At 62.1% G+C, this 16,680-nt stretch carries 12 protein-coding genes and 1 pseudogene; 7 read left to right on the top strand and 6 right to left on the bottom strand.

The genetic code is table 11. The features are described from left to right. Positions 1–149: pseudogene (locus tag P0D89_RS35890) on the bottom strand (IS30 family transposase); the annotation flags it as partial. Between the two features lie 312 nt (positions 150–461). Between P0D89_RS35890 and P0D89_RS35885 the strand changes: the two are divergent. From P0D89_RS35885 to P0D89_RS35875, 3 genes are all read left to right on the top strand, one after another. Continuing rightward, positions 462–866 (top strand): nuclear transport factor 2 family protein, encoded by a 405-nt coding sequence (locus P0D89_RS35885; RefSeq protein ID WP_408365338.1) that lies wholly within the window; start codon positions 462–464, stop codon positions 864–866. A 19-nt stretch (positions 867–885) separates the two neighbouring features. Continuing rightward, positions 886–2,301: an NAD(P)/FAD-dependent oxidoreductase gene (locus P0D89_RS35880; RefSeq protein WP_408365340.1), complete on the top strand. Its 1,416-nt coding sequence runs from the start codon at positions 886–888 to the stop codon at positions 2,299–2,301. Between the two features lie 230 nt (positions 2,302–2,531). After that, the gene (locus tag P0D89_RS35875) at positions 2,532–3,962 is read left to right on the top strand and encodes an amino acid permease (protein WP_408365342.1); all 1,431 of its coding nucleotides are present in this window, start codon (positions 2,532–2,534) and stop codon (positions 3,960–3,962) included. A gap of 98 nt (positions 3,963–4,060) precedes the next feature. Here the strand turns inward: P0D89_RS35875 and P0D89_RS35870 are convergent, their stop codons facing one another. Then, positions 4,061–4,888, bottom strand: a complete 828-nt coding sequence (locus P0D89_RS35870; protein ID WP_408365344.1) for an IclR family transcriptional regulator — start codon at positions 4,886–4,888, stop codon at positions 4,061–4,063. Positions 4,889–5,110: 222 nt separating this feature from the next. On the opposite strand from P0D89_RS35870, the gene P0D89_RS35865 reads away from it, so the two are divergent. The 4 genes from P0D89_RS35865 to P0D89_RS35850 all read left to right on the top strand — a co-directional run bounded on the left by P0D89_RS35865 (position 5,111) and on the right by P0D89_RS35850 (position 11,063). Continuing rightward, on the top strand, positions 5,111–6,772 hold the full coding sequence (locus tag P0D89_RS35865) for a GMC family oxidoreductase (protein WP_408365346.1): 1,662 nt from the start codon (positions 5,111–5,113) through the stop codon (positions 6,770–6,772). A gap of 195 nt (positions 6,773–6,967) precedes the next feature. Continuing rightward, positions 6,968–8,272, top strand: a complete 1,305-nt coding sequence (locus tag P0D89_RS35860; RefSeq protein ID WP_408365348.1) for an MFS transporter — start codon at positions 6,968–6,970, stop codon at positions 8,270–8,272. Between the two features lie 62 nt (positions 8,273–8,334). After that, positions 8,335–9,324, top strand: coding sequence for an AAA family ATPase (locus tag P0D89_RS35855; RefSeq protein ID WP_408365350.1), 990 nt, complete (start codon positions 8,335–8,337; stop codon positions 9,322–9,324). After that, the gene (locus P0D89_RS35850; RefSeq protein ID WP_408365352.1) at positions 9,324–11,063 is read left to right on the top strand and encodes a cobaltochelatase CobT-related protein; all 1,740 of its coding nucleotides are present in this window, start codon (positions 9,324–9,326) and stop codon (positions 11,061–11,063) included. Before P0D89_RS35855 ends, P0D89_RS35850 begins: the two co-directional genes overlap by 1 nt. 16 nt (positions 11,064–11,079) lie before the next feature. Here P0D89_RS35850 and P0D89_RS35845 read toward each other — a convergent pair whose 3' ends face one another. The 4 genes from P0D89_RS35845 to phnY all read right to left on the bottom strand — a co-directional run bounded on the left by P0D89_RS35845 (position 11,080) and on the right by phnY (position 16,418). Further along, positions 11,080–11,835, bottom strand: coding sequence for a TSUP family transporter (locus P0D89_RS35845; RefSeq protein ID WP_408377957.1), 756 nt, complete (start codon positions 11,833–11,835; stop codon positions 11,080–11,082). 5 nt (positions 11,836–11,840) lie between these two features. Further along, on the bottom strand, positions 11,841–12,875 hold the full coding sequence (gene pta / locus P0D89_RS35840; protein WP_408365353.1) for a phosphate acetyltransferase: 1,035 nt from the start codon (positions 12,873–12,875) through the stop codon (positions 11,841–11,843). Between the two features lie 134 nt (positions 12,876–13,009). Further along, positions 13,010–14,812 (bottom strand): sulfoacetaldehyde acetyltransferase, encoded by a 1,803-nt coding sequence (gene xsc, locus P0D89_RS35835; RefSeq protein WP_408365355.1) that lies wholly within the window; start codon positions 14,810–14,812, stop codon positions 13,010–13,012. Between the two features lie 148 nt (positions 14,813–14,960). Beyond that, entirely contained in the window at positions 14,961–16,418 is a 1,458-nt protein-coding gene (gene phnY, locus P0D89_RS35830) for a phosphonoacetaldehyde dehydrogenase (protein WP_408365357.1), read from the bottom strand. Between the last annotated feature and the right edge of the window lie 262 nt (positions 16,419–16,680).

The raw sequence follows: 16,680 nt of genomic DNA, 5'->3' as shown, positions 1-16,680 counted from the left end.
ATCGACACCGTGTCGCGAATCCTGCCGTGATCGTCCGTCTTCTGCGTATGGTGGCGCGAACGGCGCATGGCCCGGGTGCGCCGCAAGTGTTCGAGCAATTCCTTCTTCAAGGCGCCACGGGCCTGGATGAAGAGACTGCGATAGATGGTTGCCATTTTCTGGCAGCGCAGCGGCCGGATCGACGATCGTCCTGATCGGACGTTTTACCGATGAAGACGAGTACGCGGTGAAGCGTCGCCTCGACAGTACGCGAGCAGTGAACCAGAGCTAGCGTGCCGCAGCCTCCCGGCGAGACACAGCCATTGATTCACTCACGCCATCCGGACCAGGGCCGCTGCACCAGGCGAAACCGGTGCACTGGCCCTACCGTCAAGCCCACGCAAAACTTACACTTTTCACGAGAGATCGCCGCTAGGGCGACGTCACAAGACTGACCCAATATCATTGAGCAGGAGGCATGCATGGCCACTACACAAACGTCCACCCCTATGGTTACCGCGGAAACGCTCGCTGCATTTTCCGACGCGTTCAACCGTCACGACGCGAACGCGCTGATGACTTTCATGACCGAAGACTGCGTGTTCGACGCAGCGGGCGGAAGCGAAGTCTATGGCGCGCGTTTCGTCGGCCGCGACGCTGTACGCGCAGCATTCGAAGCGGTCTTCAAGACGTTCCCGGATGCACATTGGGGAAAAGGTCGTCACTATGTCATCGATGAACGCGGTGTGTCCGAATGGGTGTTCACCGGCACGCATGCGGAAGGCTGGCGCATCGAAGCAGAAGGTTGCGACCTCTTCGAGTTTCGTGATGGACTGATCGCGGTCAAGCGTGCCTTCCGCAAGGAACGTCCGAAGCAGAGCGTTTGATACCGACGAGGAGCTTCGCATGGAACACAGTGTCATCACACGGGTCGGCGGGGGATTGTCTGTGGGACAGGACAGCGCCACGCAATATGATCCGACCTACGACCCGCTGGTGTCGCCAGGACCAGGGCAGGGCAAGCAATACGCTCCGACCTACTGGGTCGCGACCGCCGGTACGCCGCCGCCCGACGATGGGCCGATCACGAAAGATATCGACGTGGACGTTGCGATCATCGGTGGGGGCTATACCGGGCTCGCAACCGCGCTTTGTCTGGCCCGCGAGCATGGCATCAAGGCCGTGGTTCTCGAGGCTAACAAAACCAGTTGGGGCTGCAGCAGCCGCAATGGCGGACAAGGCCAGAATGCTTCGGGACGTTTGTCGCGCTCCCAATGGATCGAGCGATGGGGTAAAGACGTCGCGTTGAAAATGCACGACGAGATCCAGGAGGGTTTCGACAATTTCAAGTCACTGGTAGCGGAAATCGATTGCGATCCGCAGCCAGGCGGGCACTTTCTGATTGCACACCGGCCGCGGATGATGGCGAAACTCGCCGCCGAAGCAAAAGTCTGGAAGGACGTATTCGGTTACCCGTCCGAGCTTTTCGATCAGGCAACGTTTCGCCGTGAGTTCGTCAACGATTCCGAAGCGGCCGGCGCACTCCATGAACCTGAGGGTATCGGCATCCATGCGTTGAAGCTAGCGTTTGGCTATTTGCGGCTGGCGCGCGAAGCGGGCGCCAAAGTGCATCCCGCGAGTCCGGTGGTCGCATGGGAAACCATCGACGGTGTACATCATCTGCGCACGCCGGGTGGCATCGTGCGGGCGCGGGCTGTCGGTATCGCGACAGGCGCGTATACGGCACAGAACCTCCATCCTTCGCTGACTAGCCGCGTGATGCCTATCCTGTCTAATTCGATGGTGACGCGTCCGCTCACGCAGCAGGAAATCGCCGCATGCAATTTTCGCACGACGCAGGTTCTTACCGACACCCGCACCTTGCGTTTCTACTATCGCTTCCTGCCGGATAACAGGTTGCAGATCGGCAGCCGTAGCGCGATTACCGGGGCCGATGCGCCGAACTCCAGCCATTACGATCTGCTGGTCGAAGGGATGGGGCGCAAGTTCCCCGCATTGCGTGGTGTTGCGATCGACTACTCGTGGTGGGGCTGGGTGGATGTGAGTCACGACATGATGCCGCGCGTCTGTCAGCCCGATCCGAAGCAGTCGGTCTATTACGCACTGGGCTACGGCGGCAACGGCGTGTCGTATTCACAGCAGGCGGGCCGCCGACTCGCCGAACGGATAGCCGGCAAAGGCGCGAAGCAGACGCTGCCGATTTTTACTTCGCCCTTGCCTGGCCACCCATTCGCACCGTTCCGTCGAATCGGACAACGGATGCTCTATCAGATGTATTTCCGGCGCGACGAGAAGCCTTGAGCGCGGCCTGCGTACCGCGCCACGCGGTACGCCACTCATCACCGAATGTGCCTCATGGACCAGGCACGGTGCAGACGGGTTAGTCTGTACGTTCAGTCATCAGAAAAAACAACACATAGTGAGGCGCGCAAGCGCCTTCGCTCGATCCGGAATTGACGGCGCCCGAGTGCAGGCACTGCATACGCAGAATCGTACAGTCGGCGCTGAAATAAGCAGGATGTGGAGGTGACATGCAACCATCAATGAATAGAAGTGAATTGAAGACTGGGCTCAAGCAGCGTCACATGACGATGATCGCGCTGGGCGGTGTGATCGGCGCGGGCCTTTTTGTCGGCAGCGGCGTCGTGGTTCAGCAAGCCGGCCCGGCTGCCGTTTTGTCGTTTCTGATCACCGGTGGCCTGATTGTGCTGGTCATGCGTATGCTCGGCGAAATGGCGTGCGCGATGCCGGCGGTCGGCTCGTTTTACGAGTACGCGCGCCTGGCCTTCGCCGGTAAGCGCGGGCCCGGCAAACTTGCCGGCTTCTTGACCGGCTGGATGTACTGGTATTTCTGGGTGATCGTCGTTGCAGTCGAGGCGGTGGCCGGAGCGAAACTCGTTCAGTTCTGGCTACCGGATACGCCCGCGTGGGCGATCAGTCTCGTGTTGCTGGTGGTGTTGACCGCGACCAACCTGATCTCGGTTGGCAGCTACGGGGAATTCGAGTTCTGGTTTGCGTCCATCAAGGTCGCCGCGATCATCGTGTTTCTGTTTCTGGGGGGGCTGTACGTGCTGGGTCTGTGGCCTGCGTCGATTCACACGACCGCTGTGATGCCCACGCTTCTGTCGCACGGTGGGCTGATGCCGAATGGGATTGGTCCGGTATTGAGCGGTGCAGTCGCTGCGACGGGCTTTTACTTCGGTGCTGAGATCGTCACCATCGCGGCTGCCGAAGCCCATGAACCGGTCAAGGCCGTGGCCAGAGCCACTAACTCAGTGATTACGCGCGTCCTGTTTTTCTATGTGGGTTCGATTCTTCTCGTGGTTGCGCTGGTGCCCTGGGATTCTCCGAAAATGGCCACGCCGTATGTCAGCGCGCTCGAAGCGATGGGTATCCCGGCCGCTGCAAACGTCATGAATGCGATCGTCTTGACCGCGGTGCTGTCAGCCCTCAATTCCGGCCTCTATGCCGCGTCGCGGATGATTTTTGCGCTCACCCGTCATGGCGATGCGCCTGCCGCCCTCGCGAAAGTGAATCGCCGCGGCGTACCCGTTCGCGCGATCCTCATCGGTACCTTATTTGGCTACGTGTCGGTCGTCATGTCGTATGTCTCCCCCGACACGGTTTTCGCCTTCCTCGTCAATTCATATGGCACGGTGGCCATCTTCGTCTATGTGCTGATCGCGTTGTCGCAACTGAAGCTGCGCGCCCGGCTCGAACGCGAGGCGCCGCAAACGCTGCGGGTGAGGATGTGGTGCTACCCGTATCTCACCTGGTTCGCAATCGTCGGCATGATCGGCATTCTGGTGGCGATGGCGTTCATACCGGATCAGCGTACACCGCTGTGGCTTGGGGTCGTGAGTCTCGGCGTGCTGCTCCTGGTGTATGCGTGGCGAGCCCGAAACAGCAAGGCCACCTCCACTGAACCGGAATTCGTGGACTATCGCCCGCACCACCATTGAAGCCCGGGTAACGCGTGTTGTTTGCTGCGCGGCGCCTGTCGCCGTGACTGCCGCTGGGCATCAACGTCAGGCGGGAGGCGCGCGCTGCTCTGGCCGTTCTACTTTGGCACCGCCGTCGCCGCAGGCTGCAGAAGAGGTCCAATGCGCACGGCAGTTTCCTTTAATTTCGGTACCGCCTTCAGAAGATCTTCGAGACTCGCACGTGCCGTGGGTGCATGGACCGCCAGGGCCGCGAGTACACGGCCATCCTCGACGTTGCGGACCGGCACCGCGATCGCCACCATGCCGCGCACGAATTCCTCGTTGTCGACACCGATGCCACGCACAGCGAGCCGGTCCAGCTCCGCTTCAAGAAGATCTGCATCGGTCAGGGTGCGATAGGTCATCTGTTTGAGTTGCAAACGCCGAATAGCGAGCCCGCGCTCGGCCGGCGCCATCTGCGACAAAAACAGCTTGCCACTCGCGGTGCAGTGCAACGGCACGCGCGTGCCCGGTTGCATGTGCAGCCGGAGGGGTTCAGTCGTCTCGACGCGCTCCACGTAGAGCACGGTATCGCCGTCGAGGACGGTGAGATTGCAGGTCTCACCGAGCGCATCCACGAGCGTGCGCAGCAACGAGCGGCAAGCGCGCGTAAACGTGCTGTTCGCGAGCGTGGTCAGCGCGAGCTGGGCGGCGCTTGGACCGAGTGCGATGGCGCGGTCGGCGCCGCGCGAATCGGGCATGTGCGTGACGTAACCCCGTGCTTCGAGCGCGTCGATCAGGCGCATCAGGGTCGCCTTCGGAATCAGCAGACGTGAGGATAGCTGAGAGAGCGAAAACGGATGTCCCGCAGCCGCGAGCTGCTCCAGCACGTTGAGGGCACGCAGCACGCGGGTGTCGTCGGCGGGTTCGTGAGGAGGAGAGGGGGGACGCGCGATGTCTTTCATTTACCTTCCCGAGGCGGATGAAGATGAAGGCAGCGCGAACGGATCAGTGACAACCCGGATGAGCGCATTCGAACAGGATCAAAAGTGAAACAAAAAAGTCGGTTTAGGTATCGGATTACTCAATCGTAACCGGATTTTCTTGAGTTAGAAACAGTGATCCAATAAAGTGGTACGAAACCTACCGGTTTTTATAAGCAAAACATAAGGACGGAGACATCATCCATGACACGCAGTTTCGACTACGTCGTCGTCGGCGCGGGATCGGCCGGCTGTGTGCTGGCCAACCGCCTTTCTGAAAATGGCCGCTACTCGGTGTGCCTGCTCGAGGCCGGTCCGCCTGACCGCTTTCTGTGGATCCATATCCCGATCGGTTACGGAAAGACTATGTTTCATCCGGTCTACAACTGGGGCTTTTACACAGACCCGGACCCGAACATGCTAGATCGCAAGCTGTATTGGCCGCGCGGCCGTACGCTGGGAGGCAGCAGTTCGATCAACGGACTGATCTATATTCGCGGCCAGAAAGAGGACTATGACCACTGGGCGGCGCTTGGAAATCGTGGCTGGAGCTGGAAGGAGTGTTTGCCTTACTTCCGCCGGCTTGAACACAACGAACTGGGCGCGTCGCCGACACGCGGCGTCGACGGGCCGTTGTGGGCATCCACGATCAAGCAACGCCACGAGCTCGTGGATGCGTTCATCGCGGCATCGAATCGCCTGGGCGTCCCAACGGTCGACGACTTCAATCAGGGCGATCAGGAAGGCGTCGGCTACTATCAGCTGACGACGCGGCACGGCTGGCGTTGTTCGACCGCCGTGGCATACCTGAAGCCCGCGCGCAGCCGTCCGAATCTGCATATCGAGACCGACGCGCTGGCCTCGAAGATCCTCTTCGAAGGCACGCGTGCGACGGGAGTTCGATACGTGCAGCACGGCAAGGTGATGGAGGTGCGCGCAAATCGCGAGGTCGTGCTGACGGCAGGCGCGCTGCAGTCGCCGCAGTTGCTTCAGGTCTCGGGGGTCGGGCCGGCGAAGGTGCTCAACGAGTTCGGCATTCCGGTGGTCGCCAATCGGGCCGGCGTCGGCGAGAACCTGCAGGACCATCTGCAAGTGCGCCTGACCTACGAAGTGACCCGGCCGATCACGACGAACGACCTGCTGCACTCCTGGACGGGGCGCGCGAAGATGGGCCTGCAATGGGCGCTCTTTCGTGAAGGGCCGCTTTCGGTCGGTATCAATCAGGGCGGCATGTTCTGCCGCGCGTTGCCGGACGAAGCGAAAACGCCGGACATCCAGTTCCATTTCTCGACGCTCTCGGCCGACACCGCCGGCGGTGACGTGCACTCGTTTCCCGGCTGCACCTATTCGATCTGCCAGTTGCGGCCGGAGTCGCGCGGCGTGGTACGGATCCGCTCGAACGACATGCGCGATGCGCCGTCCATCCAGCCGAATTATCTCGACACCGATCTCGATCGTCGCACTACAGTCGCGGGGGTGCGTTTCGCGCGTCGGGTCGCCGCCACCGAGCCGATGGCATCGTTAATGAAGCGCGAAGTGCGCCCGGGCCCACAGGCGCAAACCGACCACGAGTTGCTGCACTTTTGCCGCGAATACGGCCAGACGATCTTTCATCCGTCGGGCACCGCGAAGATGGGAGTAATGAGCGATCCGGGCGCGGTGGTCGATGAACGATTGCGCGTGTATGGCACGCAGGGGTTACGAGTGGTCGATTGCTCGATCATGCCGACGCTGGTCTCGGGTAATACCAACGTGCCGATCGTGATGGTCGCCGAAAAGGCGTCCGACATGATGCTCGAGGATGCCCGCGCCGACGCCCGGCAAGTCGAAGAAGTACAGCCGCCGAGCGTGGTGGCCCACCACTGAAGCGTCGGCAATGAAGCAGAAGCAATGAAGGCAAATCAAGGCAAGAAACAGAACGAGCGGTGCCTGCCTGGCTGTATTCGAGGTCGATAAAAGCGGCGTGCAGGTAGCGAGGTTCGCGCCCCCAAGGAGGCAAAAAGGGGCTTCGGTACGTGCGGCGTTATGCGGACACCCACGGCCATAATCGGAGGAGGCGTCATGGCAATCGATAAGCGGGTTGTGCGTCGCGTTGCGTTTGCGAGCGTGATCGGTGCGACGGTCGAGTGGTACGACTTTTTTCTATACGGTGTCGTTGCAGGCATTGTGTTCAACAAGCTTTATTTTCCCGCCCACGACCCTCTCGTCTCAACGATGCTCGCCTACGGCACGTTCGCCGTTGGCTTCGTCACGCGGCCGCTTGGCGGTGTGATCTTCGGTCACTTTGGCGACAAGATCGGACGCAAGTCCGCACTGATTTGTACGCTCATCATCATGGGGATATCAACGGCAGGGGTGGTCTTTGTTCCGACGTTCAATCAGATTGGCGTCTGGGCGCCGATCCTGCTGCTTACGCTGCGCGTGCTGCAGGGCATTGGGCTTGGCGGCGAATGGGGCGGCGCGGTGCTGATGGCCTACGAATACGCACCACCAGACCGCCGCGGTCTGTACGCCAGCCTGCCGCAGATCGGTTTGTCGATTGGCTTGTGCCTTGCGTCAGGCGTCGTTGCGGGCATTTCACGACTGCTGCCGGAAGCGGCTTTCCTCTCTTGGGGCTGGCGGGTCGCGTTTGCCGCTTCACTCCTGCTCGTGGTCATCGGCCTCTACATCCGCCTCAAGGTCATGGAGACGCCCGAGTTTCTCGCGCTCAAGCGCAACCGTCGCGATGTGAAAATTCCGTTCTTCGACATGATCACGCGCTATCGCAGTTCAGTACTGCTCGGCATGGGCGCGCGCTGGATCGACGGCGTGTTTTTCAATATTTTCGCCGTGTTCATGATTGGCTACCTCACGCAACGTCTTTCGATGAGTCGTACCGAAGCACTCACTGGAGTCATGATTGCCGCCATGGTGATGTGCTTCTTCATTCCGTTCTTCGGGAGAATGTCGGATCTGATGGGACGCGCGCGCACGTACCGCTGGGGTGCGCTTATCTGCGGCCTCTCGGTGTTTCCGGCGTTCTGGCTGATGGAGAGTCAGGCCGGCAATACGATGGCGGTCTGGCTCGCGATCGTGATTCCGTTCGGCATCTTCTATGCGATGGTCTACGGGCCGGAAGCGGCGCTTTTCTCCGAACTCTTCGACGCGGAAGTTCGCTATACCGGCATCTCGTTCGTGTACCAGTTCTCGGGGATCTTCGCGAGTGGCCTCACGCCGATCATCGCGACGGCGCTCCTGCGCATGAATGGCGGCAAGCCCTGGCTCGTGTGCGGCTATGTGATGTTCTCGGCACTGCTGTCGGCATGGTCAGCCTGGGCGATGGAGCGGCGTCCGAAAACCTTCGATGCGGTGGCGACCGCTCGTTGACGGCGCAGCCCGTCATTACCGGAAATGCAGGGCAAACACACTGAAGCGCAGAGGAGAACAACGTGACTGATATCGCGACTGGCAAACCCGACAGAATGGTCGCGGTACGCAGCGTTTTTGGCATCGATTCGAGCCTGATGGTGCCCGCCTTCAGCGAGCGCGACGATCATGTGCCGGAGATCGACGAGGTCTACCGCTTCAATCCGGAGGTGACACTGGCGATCCTGGCCGGGTTTAGCCGTGACCGGCGGGTGATGGTACAGGGCATGCACGGTACCGGGAAGTCGACTCACGTCGAGCAGGTCGCAGCGCGACTCAACTGGCCGTGCGTGCGCGTTAATCTCGATGGGCATATCAGCCGTCTCGACCTGGTCGGCAAGGACGCTATTGTCGTGCGCGACGACCTGCAGGTGACCGAGTTCCAGGAGGGGATTGTGCCATGGGCATTGCAACGCCCGGTCGCGCTGATCTTCGACGAATACGATGCGGGCCGCCCGGATGTGATGTTCGTGATCCAGCGCATTCTGGAGCGCGACGGGAAGTTCACGCTGCTCGATCAGAATCGCGTGATCCACCCGCACCCGTACTTCCGCATGTTCGCGACCACCAATACGGTGGGTCTGGGCAATCTGAACGGTTTGTATCACGGCACCCAGGTGCTGAATCACGCGCAGATGGACCGTTGGAATGTTGTGGCCACACTCAACTACCTGCCGCGTGCGGAAGAAGCCGGTATCGTGCTCGCGCGCGTGCCGGAGCTTGCCGACGAAGCGGGGCGCGTGCTGATCGAATCGATGGTGAGCGTGGCCGAACTGACGCGCAAGGGCTTCGCGAGCGGCGACCTGTCGACCCTGATGTCGCCGCGCACGGTGATCAACTGGGCGGAGAATTGCCAGATTTTCCGTGACCCCGCCATGGCCTTTCGTCTGACTTTCCTCAACAAGTGCGACGAGGCCGAACGATCGATCGTGGCCGAGTATTTCCAGCGCTGCTTCGGCCGTGAACTCGAAGCCGAAGCCGGCCGCGAAGCGCACGCACCGGGATCGCGTTGATGAACACGGACCGGCAGGCGTTCCGCCGCGCGGAGCAACGCGAGGCCCTGTGCGCGGCGGCGGTGCGCGCGCTCACAGGCGACGCTGCGCTCCATTACCGGGACGGCCGTTTGTGCCGCGACCTGCGGCCGCTGCCCCTGCACGCGCCACACCTGCGCACGAACCCACAGGTGGACGATTTCGCTTCCGTGCGTGGCGCAGCCGACGGCGCGGCCTTGCGCCTCATGCGTTCCGACCCGCAACTGCACAGCCGGCTATGCCCCGGGGATCAGGTCGAGCGGCTGGTGTTCGAGCTGCTAGAGCAAATGCGTTGCGAAACGCAGACGCCACCTGGCATGCCGGGCCTGGTGCAAAATCTGCGCGACCGGTTCGAGGCCTGGTCGCGCGCCTTCTATCGCTCCGGGCTTGCTGAGGACCATCTGGGCATCCTCCTGTACACGGTGGCGCAGATTTGCTGGTCGCGCCTCACGGGCTGGCCCGTGCTGGAAGACACCGAGGGGCTGATCGAAGCCACGCGCGCGGCCATCGTGCCGGCGCTTGGCGTGTCGCTGGCCGGCTTGCGCCGGCATCGCGCGGAGCAGGGCGCGTTTGCGGTCCATGCGCTCGAACTGGCGCGGCGGGTGGGCGAGATGGTCCGTGCCGCCCGTGCGGAGCAGGTGCAGGCACAGGATGATCTGCAAGACACCGACGACGACAAAGCGCGCACAGCGTTTTCGCTCTGGTTCGATATCGAGGACAACGAACATGAGGACATGGCCATTGCGCTCACCGGCGACAGCCGCGTGCTTGACGCATCGGACCAGGGCTATCGTGCCTATACCACGCGTTATGACCGCGAGATCCATCCCGGCTCGTTGGTCCGCAAGGTGTTGCTCAGCGAGTTTCGCGAGCGCCTCGACGAGCGCATCGCAGCCCTGGGCGTCAACGTGGCCCGGCTGGCACATGCGCTGAAGGCGGCGCTTGCGATTGCCCAACGCGACGGCTGGTCGTTCGGCGAAGAGCACGGCCGCATCGACGGGCGGCGCCTCGCGCAACTGGTCAGTTCGCCGGCCGAGCGGCGCCTGTTCCGGCTGGAACGATATACACCGTTGGCCGACTGCGCAGTGAGCTTTCTGATCGACTGCTCGGGCTCGATGAAAGCGCATATCGAGGCGGTTGCCATGATGGTGGACATCCTCACGCGCGCGCTCGACCAGGCTGGCGTGACCACCGAGGTGCTGGGTTTTACCACCGGCGCGTGGAACGGCGGTCGCGCCCGCCTCGACTGGTTGGCGCAGGGCCGGCCGCGCCATCCCGGGCGGCTCAATGAAACGTCTCACCTCGTGTTCAAGGACGCAGCGACGAGCTGGCGACGCGCCCGCGCGGATATTGCCGCGCTCTTCAAGGTTGACCTGTTTCGTGAAGGCGTGGACGGCGAGGCGGTCGACTGGGCCTGCGCGCGAATGCTCGCTCGTGCGGAGGCCAGACGGATACTGATCGTGATCTCGGACGGCAGTCCGATGGATAGCGCGACCGGCCAGGCCAACGACACCTACTATCTCGACAACCATCTGAAGGAAGTGGTGGCGCGTCACGAAGCCTCGCGCGACGTGGAGGTGCTGGGCCTCGGCGTCGGACTCGATCTCAGTCCGTATTACGGCCGCTGTCTGGCCGTCGACCTGTCGGTGCCACCGGATATGAAGCTATTCGCCCAGATCGTCGGATGGATTGGCGCGCGCCGGCAGGCCGGCGTCCGGTAGCGGATCCCGCGCGGCCTCACTGTGATAGCTGGTGCAGGGAAGACAGGATGAGACAGCAACCGATCACCACCAGCACGCCGAACGCGACGCGTCGCGTTGCCACGGCCGATAGCGGCGGCGGATAGTGTCGTGCTGCGATCGTCGCAAGCGCTACCACCGGTATGGCTAGCGTGGCCTGCGTCCACGTATCGGCGCCGAGTTGTCCGCTGTAGGCGCTGAAAAGCGTGCGAGTCGTCGAGGTCACAGTGAAGACGAGGATCAGTGCATATCGGATCTGTACCACCGACAAGGGCTGGCGATAGAACTGGAAAATCAGGGGCGGTCCGGACACGCCGAACATGCCACTGAGCAGTCCGCCGAACATGCCGCTCACGAAGAAGCTGTGGTTACCCGAGCGCTCCCGCAGTGGGGCCGGGCGCAATGCGGCGCTCACGCCTCCATAGAGGACCACCGCGCCCAACAGCAATTGCAGAAGACCGGAGGCCGCGCCGCTCAGGCAGTTGAGCAGCAACACGCCCGCGACCACGGACGGCAGGATGCCCAGGGTTGCGGCGCCCACCGCGCGCCAGTCGATGTGATGCAGCTTGCCGGGCAGCGCGACCGCGCTGTTGGCCAGCGATACGAGGCTCACCAGCGCGGCAACACTGGCCACGGGTGCCAGGTTCATGCCGCTGGCCGCCCCCATCACGATCATGCCGAGACCGAAGCCGGTGATGGTCTGAAAATAACTCGCGGCCCCCATAAGAGTGAGCAGGAGCAACACCTTCTCCATGGGCATTACGCCTGCGGAGCCGTTTGCGTTTTCATGAGTTTCGCCGCGGTTTGTGCCTGCACGCAGGTTACCGCGATCACATAGTAGACGTCATCGGCGCTGCAGCCGCGCGAGAGATCGTTGGCCGGCTTTTTCAGTCCTTGCAACAAGGGGCCGATTGCCTTCGCACCGCCGATGCGCTCGGCCAGCTTGTAACCGATATTGCCGGCTTCCAGGCTGGGGAAAATCAGTACGTTCGCGTGACCTTGCACCTGCGAATGCTCGATCTTGCGCATCGCGATTTCGGAAACGATCGCTGCGTCGAGTTGCACGTCGCCATCGATCGCGAGGTGCGGACGCAATGCCCGTACCTGGCGCGTCGCTTCCACGACCTTGTCGACCGCCGCATGCCGGGCGCTGCCGCTGGTCGAGAACGACAGCATGGCCACGCGGGGCTCGTCCATCAGCAGGCTTCGCGCGCTGTCGGCGGCCGCCATCGCGATCTCGGCCAGTTCGCCGGCATCGGGATCCACGACGAGCCCACAATCAGAAAAGATCAAACCACCCTTGAGCGTGTGGAAGGGCTCGCACAGCATCATCAGAAAGAAGCTGGACACCAGCTTGAACGACGGATGGATGCCGATGATCTGGATCGCGGTGCGGACCACGTCGGCGGTCGTGTAGACCGAGCCGGCCACTGAGCCGTCGGCGTGACCGAGCCGCACCATCAGATTGGCGAAGCACAGGGGCTTGAGGATTTCGAGTTTCGCTTCGTCCAGCGTCATGCCTTTCTTGCTGCGAAGCGCAAACAGCGTCTCGGCAAAGGATGCTGCAAGCGGCGAGGTAGCCGGGTCCACCACCTCCATGCCGGACAGGGCGACGCCTTCGCGCGCGGCGGCTTCATGGATGCCAGCGGCGGGGCCCACCAGCACAATGCGGGCAATGCCTTCGCGGGTGGCCCGCTCGGCCGCCTGCAACATGCGCGGCTCTTCTGCCTCGCTCAGCACGATGCGCCTGGGCGAAATGCGGGCGCGTTCGATGATGCGGTTGATTGCTTTCATGGGATGGGGGCGGCCACAGTTGCCGAACGACGCACCGAATAAAAAGGCCGGAAACGGCGGGGAAGCCCCGTTTCCGGCCTGCCGGGCTCAGGCGGTATTCCCTCCTGAGCCCGGACACCCAGACAACAGGTGAATCAGACGTAGTCCTTGTACTTGTCCAGCAGGCGCACCGGCTTGGCCAGCGCATCGCGGCGGAATGGGTCGCCGAGTTCACGGGTGCACATGATCTCGATGATGGTGGTCTTGCCGTGGTTCATCTGCAGGTCGATGGCGCGCTTCAGTGCCGGGCCCACATCTTCCAGATTGTCCACGACGATGCCTTCCGCCCCCATCGCGCGAGCGATCTCCGCAAAACTCTGGTTATCGAGCTCGCCGGCGACGAAGCGGCGGTTGTAGAAATCCACCTGGTTCTTCTTTTCCGCGCCCCACTGGCGGTTGTGAAAGACCACGGCGGTGACCGGGATGTTGTGACGCACGCAGGTCATGGTTTCCATCAGGCTCATGCCCCATGCACCGTCGCCGGCGTAGGAAACGGCCGGGCGATGGGGCGCGGCGACCTTGGCGCCGATGATGGTCGGGAATGCGTAGCCGCAGTTGCCCCAGCTCATCGCGGCGAAGAAGCTGCGTGGCTTGTTAAAGCGCAGGTAGCTGTTGGCCACGGAGTTGATGTTGCCGATGTCGGTGGAGACCATCACGTCTTCGGGCATGGCCTTTTCGAGCTCGCGCAGCACCTGGCGAGGGTGCAGGTAGCGGCCGCCGCCTGGCGTGCGCTCGTGACTCTGCTCCTCGATCATGTCGAGACTGTAGGGGTCGCGCTCATGGGTCCAGCCGTCGAGCTCCTTCTCCCAGGCCGCCTTTTCGGCGGCGATCTGGCCGGCGCGCTCCTCGCGTGAGGCGTCGCAGGCGAGGGTACGTCCGGCGAGGCGCTGGGTGAGGGCGATGGCGGCGGCTTTCGCGTCGCCACAGATGCCCACGGAGATCTTCTTCACCAGACCGAGCATCTTGTGGTCGGCATCGATCTGGATGATCTTGGCGTTCTGGGGCCAATAGTCCATGCCATGCTGAGGCAGCGTGCCGAACGGCCCGAGCCGCGAGCCGAGGGCGATGACGACGTCGGCCCGGGCGATCAGCTTCATGGCGGCCTTTGAGCCCTGGTAGCCGAGCGGACCGCACCACAGCGGATGGTTGGCCGGGAAGGAGTCGTTATGCAGGTAGCTGTTGACGACAGGGGCGCCCAGGCGCTCGGCGAGCGCTTTGCACTCCTCGATCGCATCGGCCATGACGACGCCGCCGCCGGAAATGATGACGGGGAATTTCGCCTGCGCGAGCAGTTCGGCGGCTTCATTCAGGCGTTGATCGCCGCCCGGGCCACGGTCCAGACGTTGGGGCTGCGGAATCTCAGCCTTGATCTGGCCGTAGAAGTAGTCGCGCGGGATATTGAGCTGGGTGGGCCCCATCTCGGCCTGGGCACGGTCAAAGCAGCGGCCGGTGAACTCGGCCATGCGCGCGGGGTGAGTGACGTGGCCCTGGTACTTGGTGAACTCCTGGAACATTGGCAGTTGCTTCGCTTCCTGGAAGCCGCCGAGGCCAATGCCCATGGTCCCAGCCTCGGGCGTGATGATGACCACGGGGCTGTGCGCCCAGTAGGCCGCGGCGATGGCGGTCACGCAGTTGCTGATGCCGGGGCCGTTCTGGCCGATGACCACGCCATGCCGGCCGGACACGCGAGCGTAGCCGTCGGCCATGTGGCCGGCGCCCTGTTCGTGCACCACGGGGATGAGGCGGATGCCGGCAGGGGCGAAGATGTCCATGGCGTCCATGAACGCGGAGCCCATGATGCCGAACATGTCGGTCACGCCGTTGGCGGCAAGGGTTTCGACAAAAGCTTCCGAGGGGGTCATGGCCTGCGGGCCGCTGATGGGTGAGTGATCGCTCATGAGGGCTGTCTCCGGTTTATAAAAAATGGAACGAATGGTTCCAAAAAAATAATGTCTGTCTGAAATGTAGAGCAAACGCGCCGTGCTGGTCAAGAGATAAAATTCAAAAAACGGGACGTTTTGTACCCGAAATAGTATCTTCGACCGTTCAGCTCCACGGCAACGAATACGTCTTCACGTTGGTGAAGCTTTTCATCGCTTCCTGCACGCCTTCCTTGTAGCCAAGCCCGGAATCCTTGATCCCGCCGAACGGCGTCAGTTCGAGCCGGTAACCGGGCACTTCCCGCACATTCACACTGCCGACCTCCAACTCGGCAATAAACCGTGTGATGTAGTCAACCCGGTTCGTACACACCGACGAAGACAAACCATAGTCGGTCGAATTAGAAATACGAATCGCATCTTCGATATCGCGAAAGCGGATCACCGGTGACACCGGTCCGAAGGTCTCGTATTTGACGAGTGGCATGTCGGGCGTGACGTGATCGACGACAGTCGGCGAATACAACGCACCGTCGCGGATGTTGCCGTACAGCAGTTTCGCCCCGCGGCCCACCGCATCGTTGACCTGCGCTTCGAAGAACCTTGCCGCAGGCTCGTCGATGACAGTGCCCATGTCCGTTTTCGGATCGGCGGGATCGCCGTAACGTATGGCGCGGGTCTTTTCTACGAGCAGTTCGACAAAACGGTCGGCCACCGCCTCATGCACAAGCATCCGTTTGATCGCCGTGCAGCGCTGGCCGGAGTTTTTGTAAGAGCCCGAGACGGCGAGTGTGCTGGCCTCGTCCAGATCAGCGTCTTCCATCACGATGATCGGATCGTTGCCGCCGAGTTCAAGTACGGCGCGTCGATAACCCATCTTGCTGGCGATGTATTTGCCGATCGGCACGCCGCCCGTAAACGTAATCAGATCCACGTGCTCATTGGTAATCAACTCGTCGGCGATCTCCGTCGGGTCGCCCGTGATGACCTGAAGCATTTCCGGCGGCAGGCCGGCCGCGTAAAGAATGTCCGCGAGCAGGTACGTGGACAGCGGCACCTTTTCAGACGGTTTGACGACAATCCGGTTGTTGGTCGCGATCGACGGCACGATCTTGTGCGCGACCTGATTCATCGGATGGTTGAACGGCGTGATCGCGGAGATGACACCCAGCAGGGGATCGCGCTGTGTGTAAACGCGGCGTTTCTTGCCGTGTGGGGTGAGATCACAGGAGAACACCTGGCCGTCGTCCTTCAGCGCTTCATTGGCGCCGAAGGTCATCACGTCGCTGACGCGGCCCGCCTCGTACAGCGAGTCTTTCTTGCAAAGGCCTGACTCGGCAGTGATCAGATCAGCGATTTCTTCGGTGCGCTCACGGACGATTTCCGCCGCGCGCCGCAGGATCTGCGAGCGCTCGTAACGCGTAAGCTGCGCACGATATCCACGCGCCCAGGCGAAGGCGTGCTGCACGTCGGCGAGCGTCGCCTTTGGCACCGTGCCGACCAGTTCGCTGTTGTAGGGATTGAAGACCTCGATGAGTTCCGCGCGCCGGATCTTTTCTCCGCCGATGCGCAGCGATTCATGACGAACCTGCAACGACGGCCGTATTTCCACGATGGGGTTCATACTGTCTCCAGCGATAACAGACAGCTGAAGTATTGCCGACGAAACATGCAAACGAGTAGTGCCAGCTTGCGTCAATCGCTGAGTCCACGTTTTCGCATAACGCTGCACGGCGGCAGGTGGGGGCGCGAGCCACGCGATACCCTGGCGTGTTTAGGGGCCGGACGAGCGCTGGTCCCCTCGTTGCGCCTGTCGCTGATGTAGTCCCTGCCGATCAGGGTTCCTCCGCGCCCGAAAAATAATTGACGCTGCTCAGCTGGCGAAC

The sequence above is a fragment of the Paraburkholderia sp. RL18-085-BIA-A genome, from assembly GCF_046027075.1.
Classification (GTDB): Bacteria; Pseudomonadota; Gammaproteobacteria; order Burkholderiales; family Burkholderiaceae; genus Paraburkholderia.
This window is presented reverse-complemented; position numbering and strand designations above follow the sequence as displayed.